This is a genomic window from Blastococcus carthaginiensis (assembly GCF_030731085.1).
GTDB classification, from domain to species: Bacteria; Actinomycetota; Actinomycetes; order Mycobacteriales; family Geodermatophilaceae; genus Blastococcus; species Blastococcus carthaginiensis.
This window is the reverse complement of sequence record NZ_JASNFN010000001.1, coordinates 121,562-138,687: the sequence shown is the minus strand read 5'-3', so window position 1 is coordinate 138,687 and position 17,126 is coordinate 121,562. Positions and strand designations below refer to the sequence as shown.

Annotated in this window: 18 protein-coding genes and 1 riboswitch; of the genes, 16 read left to right on the top strand and 2 right to left on the bottom strand. The window is 74.9% G+C overall.

The window, feature by feature from the left end; translation table 11 throughout:
• Positions 1–294 precede the first annotated feature (294 nt).
• The 7 genes from QOZ88_RS00640 to QOZ88_RS00610 all read left to right on the top strand — a co-directional run bounded on the left by QOZ88_RS00640 (position 295) and on the right by QOZ88_RS00610 (position 6,477).
• Positions 295–480 carry a hypothetical protein gene (locus QOZ88_RS00640; RefSeq protein ID WP_305997909.1) on the top strand — a complete coding sequence of 62 codons (186 nt, stop codon included), beginning with the start codon at positions 295–297 and terminating at the stop codon, positions 478–480.
• A gap of 81 nt (positions 481–561) precedes the next feature.
• Positions 562–1,089, top strand: coding sequence for a hypothetical protein (locus QOZ88_RS00635; RefSeq protein ID WP_305997908.1), 528 nt, complete (start codon positions 562–564; stop codon positions 1,087–1,089).
• A 476-nt stretch (positions 1,090–1,565) separates the two neighbouring features.
• Positions 1,566–2,276: a mycothiol-dependent nitroreductase Rv2466c family protein gene (locus QOZ88_RS00630; protein ID WP_305997907.1), complete on the top strand. Its 711-nt coding sequence runs from the start codon at positions 1,566–1,568 to the stop codon at positions 2,274–2,276.
• A 101-nt stretch (positions 2,277–2,377) separates the two neighbouring features.
• Positions 2,378–3,433 carry a FecCD family ABC transporter permease gene (locus tag QOZ88_RS00625; protein ID WP_305997906.1) on the top strand — a complete coding sequence of 352 codons (1,056 nt, stop codon included), beginning with the start codon at positions 2,378–2,380 and terminating at the stop codon, positions 3,431–3,433.
• Positions 3,430–4,530 (top strand): FecCD family ABC transporter permease, encoded by a 1,101-nt coding sequence (locus tag QOZ88_RS00620; RefSeq protein WP_305997905.1) that lies wholly within the window; start codon positions 3,430–3,432, stop codon positions 4,528–4,530. Before QOZ88_RS00625 ends, QOZ88_RS00620 begins: the two co-directional genes overlap by 4 nt.
• Positions 4,527–5,372 carry an ABC transporter ATP-binding protein gene (locus tag QOZ88_RS00615; RefSeq protein ID WP_305997904.1) on the top strand — a complete coding sequence of 282 codons (846 nt, stop codon included), beginning with the start codon at positions 4,527–4,529 and terminating at the stop codon, positions 5,370–5,372. The genes QOZ88_RS00620 and QOZ88_RS00615 overlap by 4 nt, the downstream gene beginning before the upstream one ends.
• 91 nt (positions 5,373–5,463) lie before the next feature.
• Positions 5,464–6,477, top strand: a complete 1,014-nt coding sequence (locus tag QOZ88_RS00610; RefSeq protein ID WP_305997903.1) for an ABC transporter substrate-binding protein — start codon at positions 5,464–5,466, stop codon at positions 6,475–6,477.
• A gap of 27 nt (positions 6,478–6,504) precedes the next feature.
• On the opposite strand, the gene QOZ88_RS00605 is transcribed toward QOZ88_RS00610, so the two are convergent.
• A complete protein-coding gene (locus tag QOZ88_RS00605; protein ID WP_305997902.1) occupies positions 6,505–7,476 on the bottom strand; it encodes an EamA family transporter in 972 nt (323 codons plus the stop codon).
• 80 nt (positions 7,477–7,556) lie between these two features.
• Here QOZ88_RS00605 and QOZ88_RS00600 point away from each other — a divergent pair, with 80 nt between their 5' ends.
• The 8 genes from QOZ88_RS00600 (at position 7,557) to QOZ88_RS00565 (ending at position 15,442) form a co-directional block, all read left to right on the top strand.
• Positions 7,557–8,342 carry a thioesterase family protein gene (locus tag QOZ88_RS00600; protein WP_305997901.1) on the top strand — a complete coding sequence of 262 codons (786 nt, stop codon included), beginning with the start codon at positions 7,557–7,559 and terminating at the stop codon, positions 8,340–8,342.
• Positions 8,343–8,498: 156 nt separating this feature from the next.
• A complete protein-coding gene (locus QOZ88_RS00595; RefSeq protein WP_091930250.1) occupies positions 8,499–9,395 on the top strand; it encodes a mechanosensitive ion channel family protein in 897 nt (298 codons plus the stop codon).
• Positions 9,392–9,880 carry a hypothetical protein gene (locus tag QOZ88_RS00590; protein WP_305997900.1) on the top strand — a complete coding sequence of 163 codons (489 nt, stop codon included), beginning with the start codon at positions 9,392–9,394 and terminating at the stop codon, positions 9,878–9,880. Before QOZ88_RS00595 ends, QOZ88_RS00590 begins: the two co-directional genes overlap by 4 nt.
• 89 nt (positions 9,881–9,969) lie before the next feature.
• Positions 9,970–10,085, top strand: a riboswitch (SAM riboswitch).
• A gap of 43 nt (positions 10,086–10,128) precedes the next feature.
• Positions 10,129–11,421, top strand: coding sequence for a bifunctional o-acetylhomoserine/o-acetylserine sulfhydrylase (locus QOZ88_RS00585; protein ID WP_305997899.1), 1,293 nt, complete (start codon positions 10,129–10,131; stop codon positions 11,419–11,421).
• A 1-nt stretch (position 11,422) separates the two neighbouring features.
• A complete protein-coding gene (metX, locus tag QOZ88_RS00580) occupies positions 11,423–12,499 on the top strand; it encodes a homoserine O-acetyltransferase MetX (RefSeq protein WP_305997898.1) in 1,077 nt (358 codons plus the stop codon).
• Between the two features lie 40 nt (positions 12,500–12,539).
• Positions 12,540–13,118 (top strand): YdeI/OmpD-associated family protein, encoded by a 579-nt coding sequence (locus tag QOZ88_RS00575; protein ID WP_305997897.1) that lies wholly within the window; start codon positions 12,540–12,542, stop codon positions 13,116–13,118.
• A gap of 25 nt (positions 13,119–13,143) precedes the next feature.
• Positions 13,144–14,214 carry a threonine aldolase family protein gene (locus QOZ88_RS00570; protein WP_305997896.1) on the top strand — a complete coding sequence of 357 codons (1,071 nt, stop codon included), beginning with the start codon at positions 13,144–13,146 and terminating at the stop codon, positions 14,212–14,214.
• Between the two features lie 25 nt (positions 14,215–14,239).
• Positions 14,240–15,442 carry a cysteine desulfurase-like protein gene (locus tag QOZ88_RS00565; RefSeq protein ID WP_305997895.1) on the top strand — a complete coding sequence of 401 codons (1,203 nt, stop codon included), beginning with the start codon at positions 14,240–14,242 and terminating at the stop codon, positions 15,440–15,442.
• Between the two features lie 3 nt (positions 15,443–15,445).
• On the opposite strand, the gene QOZ88_RS00560 is transcribed toward QOZ88_RS00565, so the two are convergent.
• Positions 15,446–16,024, bottom strand: a complete 579-nt coding sequence (locus tag QOZ88_RS00560) for a gamma carbonic anhydrase family protein (RefSeq protein WP_305997894.1) — start codon at positions 16,022–16,024, stop codon at positions 15,446–15,448.
• A 64-nt stretch (positions 16,025–16,088) separates the two neighbouring features.
• Between QOZ88_RS00560 and QOZ88_RS00555 the strand changes: the two genes are divergently transcribed.
• Complete coding sequence (locus tag QOZ88_RS00555; protein WP_305997893.1) at positions 16,089–17,126, top strand: uroporphyrinogen decarboxylase family protein; 1,038 nt, start codon at positions 16,089–16,091, stop codon at positions 17,124–17,126.

The window sequence follows — 17,126 nt, the reverse complement described above, 5'->3', positions numbered from 1 at the left end:
CACGGCTCTGACCTGCAGGTTTGCCGGACTGTCCGCCGCAGCGGTTTGGCTCCGACCAAAGCCCTGAGCAGCCGTCGGAGCCTAACCGCTGCGGCGGGCGCGTAGCCTGGCGCGGGGCTGTAGCCACTACGGCCAGGCCTACGGGCCTGTGTCATGCTCCGTGCAACTTCATCCCACAGTGGGGTGGAACAAGTTGACGGATCTGCCGTTAGACAACATGGTGGTACATCCGTCGCAGGTTCAGCTCTGCTGGCCTAGCAAAGGAAGGGGAGGACGTTGGCCACGCTTCAGCGCGTGCAGTCCACGAACGGCTCTCCCGGCGCAGGTATCGTCGAGGAGGTCCGGGGCATGGATCGGGTTCAGATCGCGGAGCAGATCGATCGAGCCCGGAAGTCGTCCTCCGCCGAGATCGTCGAACGCCAGCGGCTCTCACGCCGCGAGCGCGCAGAGCGCGCTGCCGCACGTTTCCGCCCCGCCTGAGCAGGAGTGCGCGCCCGACACCTACGGGTGACTCTGCGCTGCCTTCAAGAGGACCTTGGGCTTAGCCCAGAGCTCTTCGCCATGCGAGACGCCCGGGAGTACTGCACCCGGCATCCAGCTGTGGGCAAGTTTGTTGACCTGCGCGAAACGGCTCCGGACACGGGCGAGACGATCCAGTCTCTTGTCCCCTTCGGCGCGTATCGAAGCCTGCATACCGGTCGCGGTCGCGGTGCCACGTACTGGGACGAGGAGTTCGAGACGTGCTGGCTGGTGGGGTATCACGAGTACCACGCCGCAGGTGATCGCAAGGACGTCTACGAGTACTTCAAGCGCTTGGACGGCGCCGACCGACTCGCCCCGACTGCGGACGACTTCGAGAACCTGCTCAGCGAGACGCCGAGCACCCTGATTGACGCCCTTCGCGAACTCGCGCCTCAGCTGCTAGGAGAAGCCCGCGCCTTCCCCGGCGACGAGGTTCGCAAGGACTTCGTGGCATCCGTGCAGCCTGGAGACGCCGGCACGGCGATCATGACCGTGGACATCGTGTGCGAGACCGACGGAGATCTTGAGGAGGGCTGGCTCGGACTCTCGTTATCCCGCCCGATGTGACCTGGCCAGCAGAGGGCGCGTTGGCGCTCGCAGCAGCTCTTGCGCCGCCAGAGGTGCCTGCGGTCGATCTGCACTGGAGCGACACCATCGGCCGTAGGCCGCGCCTACCGAACGAGATCGCGTTCACCTGGTCACAGCAAACCCGTTAGTCGAACTCAAGCTGCGCGCCTGGCCCCTACCGAAGATGTGATCGGCCCTGGAACTCCGAGAAGTGGGTGCTCGACGAGACCGGCCGCGTCGTCGCCGGGTTCCGCCCGCGGACCGGACCCGACGCCTCCGAGGTGCGCGCGGCGATCGAGTCGGTCCTCCCGGCCTGACGCCAGGCGGCCGACCTCGCGGTGTGGGAGCTGACCCCGCGGCACACGGCGTGGCCGGCGGACGCGCGCCGCGGTCGACGTCACCAGGCGCGGTCGACGTCGTCGGGGCAGGGACGACGTCGCCCGGCGGGGTCGGGCACCAGCACCTAGGTTCGCGGCATGGCCGATCTGCGCTTCTGGTTCGACCCGGTCTGCCCCTTCGCCTGGATGACCAGCACGTGGGTCCGGCAGGTGAGCGCGCAGCGGGAGTACGCCGTCGAGTGGCGGTTCATCTCGCTGCGGCTGCTCAACGCCCACGTCGACTACGCCACCCACTTCCCGCCCGAGTACGAGGCCGGGCACACCGCCGGCCTGCGGCTGCTCCGGGTGGCCGCCCACGTGCGCGACCAGCACGGGAACGAGGGCGTCGCCCGGTTCTACGAGGCGTGCGGGCAGCACGTCTTCGAGCGCGGCCCGGAGGGCGACCGGGCGGAGCGGGGGACGGCGGAGTTCGCCGCCCCCGTGCTCGCCGACGCCGGGTTGCCAGCCGGGCTCGCCGACGCGCTGGAGGACGGCGGTCGCGACGCCCAGATCCAGGCCGAGACCGACGAGGCGCTCGGCCTGGCCGGCAAGGACGTCGGAACGCCGATCCTGCACTTCCAGCCGCCGGAGGGCGTCGCCTTCTTCGGGCCGGTCATCAGCCGACTGCCGGCCGACGACGAGGCCGTCGCGCTCTGGGACCACGTCGTCGGGCTGGCCTCGTTCCCCGGGTTCGCCGAGCTCAAGCGCAGCCTGCGGGAGCGCCCGCAGCTGCCCGCGTTCGGCGTGCAGCCCGGCGAGGTCGGGCAGCAGGAGGACTGGCACGGCGGCAGCCGCCGGCAGGAGCGCTGAGCTCCCGGGAGGGGGGCCGTGCGCAGCGCGCCCCTGACGGGAGCGGCAGAGCGGGCTAAGGTAAGCCTTATCTGATCTGCCGTCCGTCCCGGGAGCTGCTCGTGGCCACCACGGTCGACGTCCCGGCACGGGGCTCGGCACGACCTCCGGCACCCCCGCTGCGCGCCCGGCGGCTGGGCACGCTGGTCCTGCTGCTGGTGCTCGTCGTCGCCGCCGCGCTGGCCAGCATCGCGATCGGCACCCGCGCCATCGGCCTCGGCGAGGTCTGGCGCTCGCTGCTCGACTCCTCCCTGTCCGGCGAGGAAGCGGTGATCGTCCGGCAGCTGCGCGTCCCGCGCACGGTGCTGGGCCTCATGGTGGGTGCGGCGCTGGGCCTGGCCGGGGCGCTGATGCAGGGCCACACCCGCAACCCGCTCGGCGATCCCGGGCTCCTCGGCGTGACCGCGGGCGCGAGCCTCGCCGTCGTCCTGGCGATCACGCTGCTGGGCGTCGGCACCCCCGGCGGCTACGTCTGGTTCGCCTTCGCCGGCGCGCTGATCGGCACCGTGCTGGTGTACGCGATCGGCTCGGCCGGGCGGGGCGGGGCGACGCCGGTCACCCTGGCCCTCGCCGGCGCGGCGCTGTCGGCCCTGCTCTACGGCCTGGTCCGCGCCATCCTGGTGAGCGACCAGCAGACGCTGGACAGCTTCCGGTTCTGGGTCGTCGGCTCGCTGGCCGGGCGGGACGCCACCGTCGCCGCCCAGGTGGCCCCCTTCCTCGCCGTCGGGCTGGTGCTGGCCCTCGTCAACGCGCCCGCGCTGAACCTGCTGGGGCTCGGCGAGGACGTCGCCCGCGGGCTGGGCCAGCGCATCTGGCTGGCCCGCTCCGTCGGGCTGGCCGCGATCACGCTGCTCTGCGGCGCCGCCACCGCCGCCGCCGGGCCCATCGCCTTCGTGGGGCTGGTCGTGCCGCACGCCGTCCGCGCGCTCACCGGCCCCGACCACCGGTGGCTGCTGCCCTGCTCCGCGCTCGCCGGCGCTGCGCTGCTGCTGGTCGCCGACGTGCTCGGCCGCGTCCTGGCGCGCCCCGGCGAGCTGCAGGTGGGCATCGTGCTCGCGCTGGTCGGCGCCCCCTTCTTCATCGCGCTCGTGCGCCGCAGCCGGACGGTGGGGCTGTGAGCGTCGACGCCCCGGCCCGCCCGACGAGCGCGCCGCCTCCCCGGCTCCGCCAGGGGCGCGCCTTCCGCGCGGGCCCCGTCTCGGGGCGGCTGCACTGGCGGCAGGTCGTCGTGCCGGTGGCCGGGTTCGCCGTGCTGGTGCTGGCGGCGGCCCTGAGCATGGGCCGCGGCGACTTCCCGATCGGCGTCGGCGACGTGCTGCGCACGCTGGTCGGCCTCGGTGAGGGGCCGCAGCCGTTCATCATCCTGGAGCTGCGGGCCCCGCGGGTGGTGGTCGGCGCGCTCGTCGGGCTGGCCCTCGGCGTCGCCGGCGCGCTGTTCCAGACCTTCGCCCGCAACCCGCTGGCCTCCCCCGACACCCTCGGCATCACCATGGGCGCCTCGGTGGGCGCCGTGGCCGCGATCGTGCTCAGCGGCAGCTCCTCGACCGGCGCGATCCTCGGCGGGCTGGGCGTCCCGCTGGCCGCCCTCCTGGGCGCGCTGGTCACCGGGGTGCTGCTGTTCGCCCTCACCTGGCGGGCCGGGGTCGACGGGTACCGGCTGGTCCTCATCGGCATCGCCCTGTGGTCGGCCGGCACCGCGCTCACCGACTGGTTGCTCACCAACGCCGAGATCTACGACGCCGCGTCGGCCTACGTCTGGATCACCGGCTCGCTCAACGCCCGCACGTGGGAGAACGCCCTGCCGCTGGGCGTCGCTGTCGCCGTGCTGCTGCCGCTCACCCTGGCCGCCGGGCGCGTGCTCGCCGTCCTCCAGTTCGGCGACGACACCGCCCGGGGGCTGGGCGTGCGGGTAGCCGGGGCGCAGGCCGCCGTCGTCCTGCTCGCCGTGTTCCTCGTGGCCTTCGCAGTCTCGGCCGCCGGGCCGATCACCTTCGTCGCCCTCGTGGTCCCGCAGATCGCCGTCCGGCTCACCGGCGGCTCGCGGCCACCGCTGCTGGCCTCGGGCATCCTCGGCGCCCTCCTCGTGGTGACCGCCGACCTGATCACCCGCACCGCGCTGCCCCAGGCGTTGCCCGTCGGCATCCTGACCGCCGTCTTCGGCGCCCCCTACCTGCTCTGGCTCCTGGTCCGTGGAAGGCGGCGAGCGACGCTGTGACCCTCGACATCGGCACCGAACTGCTGCACCACGCCGTCGCCCCCGCCGAGCCCCGGCGGGTCCGGCTCGCCGCCGAGCACGTCCGGCTGGCCTACGACGAGCAGGTGGTGGTCGACGACCTCGACCTCGAGCTGACCGAGGGCTCGTTCACCGCGATCGTCGGGCCGAACGGCTGCGGCAAGTCGACGCTGCTGCGCGCGCTCGGCCGGCTGCTGCGGCCGACGAGCGGGCAGGTGCTGCTGGACGGGCGGGCCATCGCGCGCACGTCCACCCGGGAGGTCGCCAAGGTGCTCGGGCTGCTGCCGCAGACCCCGGTCGCGCCGGAGGGGCTCACCGTCGGCGACCTCGTCGTCCGGGGCCGGCACCCGCACCAGAGCTGGCTGCGGCAGTGGTCCCGCGACGACGAGGCCGTGGTCGCCGAGGCGCTGGCCTGGACGGACATGTCCGACCTCGCGGGCCGGCCGGTCGACGCGCTCTCCGGCGGCCAGCGGCAGCGGGCCTGGATCTCGATGGCGCTGGCCCAGGGCACCGACCTGCTCCTGCTGGACGAGCCGACGACCTACCTGGACCTCTCCCACCAGATCGACGTGCTGGACCTGGTGGCCCGGCTGCACGCCGAGCGCGGCCGCACCGTGGTCCTGGTGCTGCACGACCTGAACCTGGCCGCCCGCTACGCCCAGCGGCTGGTGGCGATGAAGGACGGCGCCCTGGTGGCCTCGGGCACCCCCGCCGAGGTGCTGACCGAGGAGCTGCTCGCCGGCGTCTTCGACCTCGAGGCCCGGGTGCTGGCCGACCCGGTCACCGGGACGCCGATGGTGGTCCCGGTGCGCCGGCTCCGCTGAGCGGGCCCCTCTCGGCGCGCCAACTTAGGACAGGCTAACCTTCCTCGTCGACCGGGGATGATCACGCATCCCCTCACCCGAGGGAGTTCCGTTGCACCGCACCTCTCGCCGCCTGCTGGGCGGCCTCCTGGCCCTGGTCGTGACCGTCGGCGTCAGCGCCTGCGGGGACGACGTCGCCACCGAGGGCACCGCCCCGGCCGCCGCCGTGGGCGGCTGGCAGTTCACCGATGACCTGGGCAACACCGTCGAGCTCGACGCCGCTCCCGAGCGCGTCGCCGGCCTCAACGACGTCGTCTCCTCGCTGTGGAACTACGGCGTGGAGCCGGTGGCCACCTTCGGCCAGACCGCCACGGCCGACGACGTCGCCTTCGAGGGCAAGGACCTCTCCGAGGTGGAGATCGTGGGCGAGAGCTACGGCCAGATCGACCTCGAGCAGCTGGCCGCGGCGGCCCCGGACGTCATCGTCACCAGCGTCTACCCCACCGACCGCGAGGGGACGATCGACCAGACCCAGCCGTTCTACGGCTTCGAGAGCCTGGAGCAGCAGGAGCAGGTCGCCGAGATCGCGCCGATCATCGCCATCGCCTGGAAGGGCTCGGCCGCCGACGTCATCGACCGCACCGCCGAGCTCGCCGGGGCGCTGGGCGCCGACCTGGAGGGCGGGGAGGTGGCGCGGGCCCGCGAGGAGTTCGAGGCGGCCTCCGCCGAGCTCACCGAGGCCGCGGCCGGCGGCGTGACCGTGCTGCCCGTCGCCGCCTACGCCGACGAGGGCTTCTACATGGCCAAGGCGCGGGACGAGCCCTCGCTGCGCATGTACGCCGACCTCGGCGTCCGGTTCGTCGACCCGGGCGGTGAGGGCTACTACTGGGAGACGGCGAGCTGGGAGAACGTGCCCCAGCACCCGAGCGACGTCCTGCTGTACTCGCTGCGCGGCGCCATGACCCCCGAGGAGATGGCCACGCAGCCCACGTACGGCCTGCTGCCCGCCGTCCAGGCCGGCCAGGTGCACCCGTGGAAGTACATCGGCATGGACTACGTCGCGCAGGCCGAGTACATGGAGGAGCTGGCCGGCTGGCTCGCCGACGCCGAGGACGTCACCCCGTAGCGCGCCCCCCGGGACCCCGGCCCCGCGTCACGTCGACAGCGGGGCCGGGGTCTCCGGCACCGGGGGAGCCGACGGCGTCCGGCCGGTGCGCGCGGTCTGGGCCAGCGCGATCCCGGTGAGCACGACGAGGCCCCCCGCGACCTGCCAGCCGGTGAGCACCTGCTCCACCCACAGCCAGGCGACGACGGAGGCGAACACCGGCTCGACCGTCGCCACCAAGCCGGCCGTGGTAGGCGCCAGGTGCGGCAGCGCCGCGACCGACAACCAGAACGGCACCGCCGCACCCAGCACGACGATCCACCCGACGAGCAGCCACAGCGGCACCCGAAGGTCGCCCAGCGAGACCGGCACCGGCTCGGCGAGCACCCCGGCGTCGAACTCCCACCACGGCGCGGCGACCGCCCAGAACAGCGCCGCCGCCACGAAGCTCCAGCAGGTGAGGGTGACCGGGTCGCGGCTCGCGGTCCCGCGCTCGCCCACCAGGTAGTAGGTGGCCAGGCAGAGCGCCGCGCCGAATGCCGCCGCCACCCCCAGCGCGTCCAGCGACCCGCCGCCCTCCCACACCTGCGCGACGAGCACCAGCCCGGACAACGAGAGCAGCAGCGCCGCCCACAGCCGGCTGCGCACCCGCTCGCGGCGCACCAGCCAGACGTAGAGCGCGATGAAGACCGGCGCGGTCATCTCGAACACCAGCGCGATGCCGACCGGCAGCCGCCCGATGGCGACGTAGTACAGGAACTGGGTCAGCGCGACGCCCACGACGCCGAAGACGGCGAGCAGCGGCAGCTCGCGGGGCCGCACCCGCAGCCGGCCCGGGGCGGCGAGCGCGAGCACCGCCAGCAGCACGAGCGCGGCGCCGGTGCAGCGCAGCGCGGTCAGCCGGGTCGGCGACACGCCCGCCTGGAGGGCCAGCGTGGAGACCGTGCCGTTGACGGCGAAGAAGGCCGCCGCGCCCAGGGTGAAGGCGTAGCCGAGGGCAGGGCGGACGGTGCGGGGCACGCGCGCACGGTAGCGGGCAACGGCGACCGAGACACCTACCGGCCCGACCGGGCGGCGACCGGGGGCGGCAGACTCCTCCCGTGGACGTTCCGGAGGCCCTCTACCTGCCCGACGGCGACGGCTTCACCGCCACCGCCCTGACCATCGGCCCGTGGGACAACGGGTACCAGCACGCCGGCCCCCCGGCCGCGTTGCTGCTCCGCGCCGCCGAGGAGGCCGGCGGCATCGAGGGCGGGCAGACGGTCCGGATGGCCTACGACATCCTGGCGCCGGTACCGGTCGGCCCGGTGCGGGTGCGCACGTCGGTCGTCCGGCCCGGCCGGCGGATCGAGCTGGTGGAGGCGGTCCTCGACGCCGGGGGCCCGCCGCTCATGCGGCTGTCCGCCTGGCGGATGCGCTCCCGCGACGACGCCGCGCCCGAGACCCCGCTGCCGCACCCGGCGCCGGCCGGGCCGGAGGAGAGCCGCCCCGAGCGCGCGGCGTTCTTCACCAGCGAGGTGGCCTACCACCGGGCGCTGGACTGGCGGTTCGCCGCGGGGACGTTCAACGGGCCCGGCCCGGCCACGGCGTGGACCCGCGCGGAGTGCGCGCTCGTCGCCGGGGAGCCGATGACGCCGCTGCAGCACCTGCTGGTCATGACCGACGCCGCGAGCGGCATCTCGGCCACCCTGGACTGGACGCGGGCGACGTTCGCCAACGTCGACCTCTCGGTGGCCCTGCAGCGGCCGCCGCGCGGGGAGTGGCTGGGGATGGACGCCGCGACCGTGCACGGCGGCGCGGGCGCCGCGCAGTGCAACGCCCTCCTCTTCGACGCCGACGGGCCCATCGGCCGGTCCAGCCAGTCGCTGTTCGTCGAGCCGCGGTGAGCGGGCCGTGAGGGATCTCTCCACGGGCGCTGTGCCGCAGGTCAGCGGCGCGTCCGCCGGTCGGCGCGGCGGTACGCTCCGGATCCGGTTGGCATCGCCGCCCGGCGGTGCGCAAGGTGGGAGGGTCGCTTCCCCCGACGATCGGAGTGCTGCCCCGTGGACGCGCTGAGAGACGTGCTCGACTGGCTGTCCGGGCGGGGTCTCGAGGTCGTGCTCATCGTCCTCGGCTCGGTCCTGCTGGCCCGCTTCGTGGGCTGGGTCGGCGGCAGGATCACCGACCGGATCGACCGCAACTCCACCGGCGGCGACGCGCTGGTCCGGTCGGAGGCGGCCAAGCACCGCCACTCGCTGACCCAGGTGCTCACCTGGGCCCTGGTCGTGCTCATCTACTCGATCTCGGTGTTCTTCATCCTCGACCGCCTCGGCATCCCGGTGACCGGCCTCGTCGCGCCGGCGACCGTGCTGGGCGTGGGCCTGGGCTTCGGCGCGCAGCGCATCGTCGGCGACGTGCTGGCCGGCTTCTTCATCATCACCGAGCGCCAGTACGGGTTCGGCGACGTCGTCTCCATCCAGGTGGTCGGCGGCGGCGACCCGGCCAACGGCACGGTCGAGGACGTCACCCTGCGGGTCACCCGCGTGCGCTCCCCCGACGGCGAGGTGGTGACCGTGCCCAACGGCCAGATCGTCAAGGTCGTCAACCTGTCCCGCGACTGGGCGCGCGCCGTCGTCGACGTCCCCGTGCCGACCACCGTGGACGTGACCCGGGCCAACGAGATCCTGCGCGGGGTGGGCCGGGAGGCGTTCCGCGACCCGGCGATGCGGCCGCTGCTGCTCGACCCGCCCACCGTGATGGGCGTCGAGACCCTCGGCCTGGACGAGGTGAACGTCCGGGTGGTCGCCCGCACGCTGCCCGGCAAGCAGTTCGAGGTCGGGCGCGACCTGCGCGCCCGCATCGTCCAGGCCTTCCGCAACCAGGGCATGCAGGTGCCGCAGCCCACGACCGCGGTCATGGCGCAGGACGGCGCGACGGCCGTCCAGGAGGGAGCCCGGTGACCCCGTCCGACGAGCGTCGCGACCCCACCGCCCGGGCCTCCGAGGAGCCCACGGTCAGCACCGCCCCCGCCGCCGCGCCCGGCTCGCCCGCCGACAGCGCGTCGCCGGCGCCGCGGCACGGCTGGTGGGCGGCGATCCCCCGCCGGCTGGGCCGCGCCCGCACCTCCACCGTCGTGCTCGCCGTGCTCTTCGTCGCGGTCTTCGCGCTCTGGCTCAACGTCAAGCCGCCGGTGCCCGGGGCCACCCCGCCGGCCGAGGACACCGGCGTCACCGAGCCCACCGACCCGGCGGGCACCACCGAGCCGACGCAGACGGAGGAGGCGGAGCCGACGGAGGAGCCGGCGACGACGACGCAGCAGTCCGAGCCGACGCCTCGACCGACCACCACCGCCCCCTCCTCGCCGGGCGCCACCACGACGGCACCGGAGACGACCGCCCCCGCGCCGACCGGCGGCGCGGGCGGGGAGACGGCGCCCGGCTCGTAGGCCGCTGGGGCCGGTGTTCCACGTGGGACATCGCTGCGCCGGCCGGGGCGGGTGTGCGGTGCTCTGCGGCGCGTCCTACGATCACGTCGGCTCCTGAGAGGCAGCGCGAAGCACCTGGCTGGCTGCCCGGCAACCTCAACTCCGTCTGAGGTGCTCCAGGGGAAGAGCCGGCCGGCCGGCGTCCCGCCACCGGCAAGGACGGAGTTCCCGTGCGCCGCGGGATCTCCCGCGAGCGAAGGAGACGGCGCATGACCGACCCGCAGAGCTGGAGCTTCGAGACCCGGCAGATCCACGCCGGCACGAGCCCCGACCCCACGACCGGCGCCCGCGCGCTGCCGATCTACGCGACCACCGCCTACCAGTTCCGCGACACCCAGCACGCCGCGGACCTCTTCGCGCTGGCCGAGATGGGCAACATCTACACGCGGATCATGAACCCGACGCAGGACGCGCTCGAGCAGCGCGTGGCGTCGCTGGAGGGCGGCGTCGCCGCGCTCGCCGTCGCCTCCGGCCAGGCCGCGGAGACCCTCGCCATCCTCAACCTCGCCGAGGCCGGCGACCACATCGTGGCCTCCGCGTCGCTGTACGGCGGCACCTACAACCTGCTGCACCACTCGCTGCCGAAGATGGGCATCACCGTCTCCTTCGTCGAGGACCCCGACGACCCGGAGAACTGGCAGTCGCTCGTCCAGGAGAACACCCGCGCGTTCTTCGCCGAGTCGATCGGCAACCCCAAGGGCGACATCCTCGACATCGAGGCCGTCGCCGGGGTCGCCCACCGCAACGGCGTCCCGCTGATCGTCGACAACACCATCGCCACGCCGTACCTGGTGCGGCCCCTGGAGTTCGGCGCCGACGTCGTCGTCCACTCGGCCACCAAGTACCTCGGCGGCCACGGCACGGTCGTCGCCGGGCTGATCGTCGACGGCGGCTCGTTCGACTGGACCGGCGGCCGGCACCCGATGTTCACCACCGCCGACCCCACGTACCACGGTGTCGTCTACGCCGACCTCGGCGCGCCGGCGTTCGCGCTCAAGGCGCGGGTGCAACTGCTGCGCGACCTCGGGCCGGCGGTCTCCCCGTTCAACGCCTTCCTGGTGGTGCAGGGAATCGAGACGCTGTCGCTGCGCATGGAGCGGCACGTGCAGAACGCCCAGCGGGTGGCCGAGTTCCTCGAGGCCCACGACGCCGTCGAGCGGGTCAACTACCCCGGCCTGCCCTCCTCCCCGTGGCACGCGGCCCAGCAGAAGTACGCCCCGAAGGGCGCCGGCGCCGTGCTCACCTTCGAGCTGCACGGCGGCGTGGAGGCCGGGAAGCGGTTCGTGGAGGCCCTCGAGCTGCACAGCCACGTCGCCAACATCGGCGACGTGCGCAGCCTGGTCATCCACCCGGCCTCGACGACGCACTCGCAGCTGACCCCGGAGGAGCAGCTCACCGCCGGCGTCACGCCGGGCCTGGTGCGCCTCGCCGTCGGCCTGGAGGGGATCGAGGACATCCTCGCCGACCTGGAGGCCGGGTTCCGCGCCGCCAAGTCCGCCTGACATGGGCGGGTGGGTCGAGGGGGATCCGGCGGGCGACCGGCGGTTCCTCGACCTGCCCGCCCCGTTCGAGCTGGAGCGCGGCGGGAGCCTGCCCGGGATCCGGATCGCCTACGAGACCCGGGGGACGCTCGCCCCGGACGGCGGCAACGCCGTGCTGGTCGAGCACGCGCTCACGGGCGACAGCCACGTCGTGGGCGCGGCCGGCCCGGGCCACCCGACGCCGGGCTGGTGGGGCGGCGTCGTCGGCCCCGGCGCCGCGCTGGACACCGACCGCTTCTTCGTCGTCTGCGCGAACGTCCTCGGCGGCTGCCAGGGGACGACCGGGCCGTCGTCGGCGGCGCCGGACGGCCGGCCCTGGGGCGCGCGCTTCCCCGAGGTGACCGTCGGCGACCAGGTGCGGGCCGAGGCGGCGCTGGCCGACGCGCTGGGCGTCCAGCGCTTCGCCGCCGTGGCCGGGGGCTCGATGGGCGGCATGCGGGCGCTGGAGTGGGCGGTCCGGTTCCCCGGCCGGGTGGCGGGGCTGTTCTTCCTCGCCTCGACCGCCGTCGCCTCGGCCGACCAGATCGGCACCCAGACCACGCAGCAGGCCGCCGTGCGGGGCGACCCGCGCTGGCGGGACGGCGACTACCCGCTGGACGCCCCCCCGGTGGACGGCCTCGACGTCGCCCGCCGGATCGCCCATCTCACCTACCGCAGCGCCGCGGAGCTGGAGGCGCGCTTCGGGCCGCGCCTGCAGGAGGACGGCCGCTTCGCCGTCGCCTCCTACCTGCAGCACCACGGGGCGAAGCTCGCCGGCCGGTTCGACGCCGGCAGCTACGTGGTGCTGACCGAGGCGATGAACACCTGGGACGTCGGCCGGGGCCGCGGCGGCGTGGAGGCGGCGCTCGGCCGGGTGACCGCCCGCGCACTGGTCGCCGGCGTGGACAGCGACCGGCTGTACCCGGTCGAGCAGCAGCAGCGGGTGGCCGACGCCCTCGGCGTCCCGCTGCGGCTGATCCGCTCCCCCTACGGGCACGACGGCTTCCTCGTCGAGACGGCGGTGGTCGACGCGCTGCTGCGCGAGCTGCTCGCGGGCTGACGGCGCCGGGAACGTCGTACCCCGGGTCCAGGATGGTGGCGTGCCCGTGCCGACGGACCTGCCGATGCTGCCGTTCCGCGACCAGCCCGCCTTCGAGGCCTGGCTGGAGGCCGAGCACGCCACCGCGCCCGGCCTCTACGTGCAGATCGCGCGCAAGAGCTCGGGCATCGCCTCGATCACCTCGGCGGAGGTGGTCGAGTCGGCGCTGTGCTTCGGCTGGATCGACGGGCGGGGCCTGCGGCTGGACGACTCCTACCACCTGCTGCGGCTCACCCCGCGCCGCCCGCGCAGCGTCTGGTCGCAGAAGAACGTCGCCACCGTGGAACGGCTGACCGCCGAGGGGCGGATGCGCCCGGCCGGCCTGGCGGCGGTGGAGGCGGCGAGGGCCGACGGCCGGTGGGAACGCGCCTACCCGGGTGCGGCGACCATCACCGTGCCCGACGACCTCGCCGCGGCGCTGGACGCCGAGCCGGGGGCGCGCGCCGCGTTCGACGCCCTCGACGGGCAGAACCGCTACGCCGTCCTGTGGCGGGTGCACACCGCCGTCACCCCGGCCGGCCGGGCGAAGCGCATCGCCGCCGCCGTACAGATGCTTGCCGAGGGGCGGCGCCACCACTGAGCAGCCCGCGGGCGAGACTGGCCGGGTGGACGACGACCTCCTCGCCCTGCGCGAGGGCTGCACCCGCTCGCTGACCGGGCACGGCGCGTGGCGGCCGGCCGACCTGCTGGCGACGGTCCCGCCCGGCACCGCGCCCGACCGGTACGGCGACGGCGGGGTGGTGGCCGAGCTGGAGGCCGAGGTCGCGCAGCTGCTCGGGGTGCCCGCGGCGGTGTACCTGCCCAGCGGCGTCATGGCCCAGCAGGCGGCGCTGCGGGTGCACGCGGAGCGGCGCGGCCGGCGCACCGTCGTCTGCCACCCCGAGAGCCACCTGATCCGGCACGAGGAGCAGGCGTTCGAGCGGCTGCACGGCATGCTGCTCCGCCCGGCGGGCAACCGCTACCGGCTGCTGCTGCGCGCCGACCTCGATGCCGTGGCCGAGCAGCCCGCCGCGTTGCTGGTGGAGCTGCCGCAGCGCGACCTCGGCGGCCCCATGCCGCCGTGGGACGACCTCGTCGCGCAGGTGACCTGGGCACGGGAACGCGGTGCGGCCGCGCACCTGGACGGCGCCCGGCTGTGGGAGGCCGCGGCCGGCTACGACCGCACGCCGGCCGAGATCGCGGGGTTGTTCGACACCGCCTACGTCAGCTTCTACAAGGGCATCGGGGCGCTCGCCGGGTGCTGCCTGGCCGGCCCGGCCGACGTCGTGGGCGAGGTCCGCGAGTGGCGCCGCCGCCTGGGCGGCACGCTGTTCGGCCTCTGGCCGGGGGCGGCGTCGGCGCTGGCCTGCCTGCGCCGGCGGCTGCCGCTGATGCCCGCCTACCTGGCGCGCGCCCGCGAGATCGCCGCCGCGGTGCGCGACCTGCCCGGCGTCACCGTCGTCCCCGACCCGCCGCAGACGCCGATGCTGCACCTGCTGCTGCGCACCACCCCGGAGGCGTTCACCGCGGTCGCCCGCCGGCTGGCCGCCGACGAGGGCCTGTGGACCTGGTCGCAGGCGGCGGTCACGGGCGACCCGGGCGCCGTGCGGGTGGAGCTGCCGGTGGGCGACGCGACGCTGGCGCTGCCGGTGGAGGAGGCACGGGCGGCCGTCGCCGCCCTGGCCGGGGAGGCCTGACGGGCGGCGGCTAGCGTCGGCGACCATGGGTCTCGACGTCGCCGCGCTCCGCTCCTGCTTCCCGTCGCTGGCCAGCGGCACCGCGCACTTCGACGGGCCGGGCGGCACCCAGGTGCCCGAGGCGGTGGGCCGGGCGGTCGCCGCGACGCTGACCGCGCCGATCAGCAACCGCGGCTCGGTCACCGCCGCCGAGCGGTTCGCCGACGAGACGGTGCTGGCCGCGCGCTCGGCGATGGCCGACCTGCTCGGGGTCGACCCCGGCGGCATCGTGTTCGGGCGCAGCGCCACCGCGCTCACCTTCGACCTGGCCCGCACGCTCGCCGCCGGCTGGGGCCCCGGTGACGAGGTGGTGGTCACCCGGCTCGACCACGACGCCAACATCCGGCCGTGGGTGGTGGCCGCGGAAGCCGTGGGTGCGACGGTGCGGTGGGCGGCGTTCGACCCGGACAGCGGCGAGCTGACCGCCGACGACGTCGCCGCCGTGCTCTCCGACCGCACGCGGCTGGTCGCGGTCACCGGCGCGTCGAACCTGATCGGCACCCGGCCGCCGATCGAGGAGATCGCCGCGCGGGTGCACGCGGCGGGCGCCCTGCTCGTCGTCGACGGCGTGCACCTCACCGCCCACGCGCCGGTCGACGTCCCCGCGCTCGGCGCCGACGTCTTCACCTGCTCGCCGTACAAGTTCCTCGGCCCGCACTGCGGGGTCATGGCCGCCGACCCGGCGCTGCTGACCACGCTGCGCCCGGCGAAGCTGCTGCCGAGCTCCGACGCCGTGCCCGAGCGCTACGAGCTCGGTACGCTGCCCTACGAACTGCTGGCCGGGACGACGGCCGCCGTGGACTTCCTCGCCGCGCTGGGCGACGGCAGCTCCCGCCGGGAGCGGCTGGTCGCGGCGATGACCGCGATCGAGGAGCACGAGGACCGGCTGCGCGAGCGGCTGGAGGCGGGGCTGGCCGAGCTGCCCGGCGTGCGGCTGCGGTCGCGGGCGGCGCACCGCACGCCGACGCTGCTGCTGACCTTCGAGGGGCGCGACGCCGCCGACGCCTACCGCTTCCTCGCCGAGCGGGGCGTCAACGCGCCGGCGGGCTCCTTCTACGCGATCGAGGCCAGCCGGCGGCTCGGGCTCGGCGACACCGGTGGCCTGCGGGTGGGCCTGGCCCCCTACAGCGACGCCGACGACGTCGACCGGCTGCTCACCGGCCTCCGGGAGTGGCTCGCCGTCCGCTGACTCCTACGGCATGTCGTCGCCGGGGAGGTGCCCGGCGGACGGCAGGGCGCGGCGCACGACGGGCCGCACCTTGCGCGCCTCGGGCAGCCGCTCCGAGTAGGCGGCCGCGTTCCCGCGGATGTGCAGCAGGTCGTCGTCGGTGGCCTCGCGCACGACCGTGGCCGGGACGCCGGCGATCACCGACCGCGGTGGGAACTGCTTGCCCTGGGTGACCACGGCCCCGGCGGCCACGATCGAGCCGCTGCCGATGTGCGCCCCGTTCATCACGACGCTGCCCATGCCGACCAGCACCTCGTCGTCGATCCGGGCGCCGTGCAGCACGACGCGGTGCCCGACCGTCACGTCCCGGCCCACCACCAGCGGGAACCCGGGGTCGGAGTGCAGGGTGCACCCGTCCTGGACGTTGGACCCCGCCCCGATCTCGATCGTCTCCTGATCGGCCCGGGCCACGGCGCCGTACCAGATGCTCGACCGCGGCCCCATGCTGACCGCCCCCACCACCACGGCGGTCGGCGCCACGAAGGCCGCGTCGTCGATCGCCGGGGCCCCGAAGGGCAGTTCCGCGATGTAGTTGTCTGCCACGCCCGTCAGCACAGCACAGCCCCGGACGCGGCGCACGGGCCGGATGCTCGGCAGACTCCCCTGCATGCCCGCCGCACCCCTGCCGCCGCTGCCCACGTCGATCGTCGGCAGCCTGCCCCAGCCGGACTGGCTCATCGACCGCGACCGCCTCGCCCACCAGTTCCCGCCGCGGGTGCGGGCCGCGGAGCTGTGGCGGATCCCGCCGGAGCTCCTCGCCGGGGCGCAGGACGACGCGACCCTGCTGGCGATCCGGTCGCAGGAGGAGGCGGGGCTCGACGTCGTCACCGACGGCGAGATCCGGCGGGAGTCCTACTCCAACCACTTCGCGACGGCGCTCAGCGGCGTCGACGTCGACCAGCCCGGCAGCATCCTCAACCGGTCCGGCAAGCCGATCCCGGTGCCCCGCGTGGTCGGCGACATCGGCCGGCCGGCCCCGGTCCAGGCCGACGACGTCCGGTTCCTGCGGGCGCACACCGACCGCACGGTCAAGATGACCGTCCCCGGCCCGTTCACGATGGCGCAGCAGGCGCAGGACGAGCACTACCGCGACGGCCGCGCGCTGGCCCTGGCCTACGCCGACGTCGTCCGGGCGGAGATCGCCGACCTGTTCGCCGCGGGCGCCGACGTCGTCCAGATCGACGAGCCCTGGCTGCAGGCCCGCCCCGAGGTGGCCCGGGAGTACGGCGCGGAGGCCGTGACCCGCGCGGTGGAGGGCGCTCCCGGGCCGGTGCACCTGCACCTCTGCTTCGGCTACGCGGCGATGGTCTCCGAGCGGCCCGAGGGCTACTCCTTCCTGCCGGAGCTGGCCGACACCCCCGTGGACACGGTCGCCGTGGAGACCGCGCAGTCCCACCTCGACCCGGCCACGCTGCGCCCGCTCCGCGGCAAGGGCATCGCGCTCGGCGTCCTGGACCTGTCCACGCCCGAGGTGGAGACGCCCGAGGTCGTGGCCGACCGGGTGCGCCGGGCGCTGGACGACGTGGACGTCGACCGGCTGGTGCTCACCAGCGACTGCGGGCTGAAGTACCTGCCCCGGGAGTCCGCGGCGGGCAAGATGCGGTCGCTCGCGCTGGCCGCCGAGATCCTGCGCGCCGAGCTCTGA

What these genes read in the sequence shown, in the direction of transcription:
- QOZ88_RS00635 (WP_305997908.1), top strand. Translation starts at nt 562, where the DNA reads ATGCGAGACGCCCGGGAGTACTGCACCCGGCATCCAGCTGTGGGCAAG.
- QOZ88_RS00555 (WP_305997893.1), top strand. Translation starts at nt 16,089, where the DNA reads ATGCCCGCCGCACCCCTGCCGCCGCTGCCCACGTCGATCGTCGGCAGC.
- metX (WP_305997898.1), top strand. Translation starts at nt 11,423, where the DNA reads ATGGGCGGGTGGGTCGAGGGGGATCCGGCGGGCGACCGGCGGTTCCTC.
- QOZ88_RS00565 (WP_305997895.1), top strand. Translation starts at nt 14,240, where the DNA reads ATGGGTCTCGACGTCGCCGCGCTCCGCTCCTGCTTCCCGTCGCTGGCC.
- QOZ88_RS00585 (WP_305997899.1), top strand. Translation starts at nt 10,129, where the DNA reads ATGACCGACCCGCAGAGCTGGAGCTTCGAGACCCGGCAGATCCACGCC.
- QOZ88_RS00630 (WP_305997907.1), top strand. Translation starts at nt 1,566, where the DNA reads ATGGCCGATCTGCGCTTCTGGTTCGACCCGGTCTGCCCCTTCGCCTGG.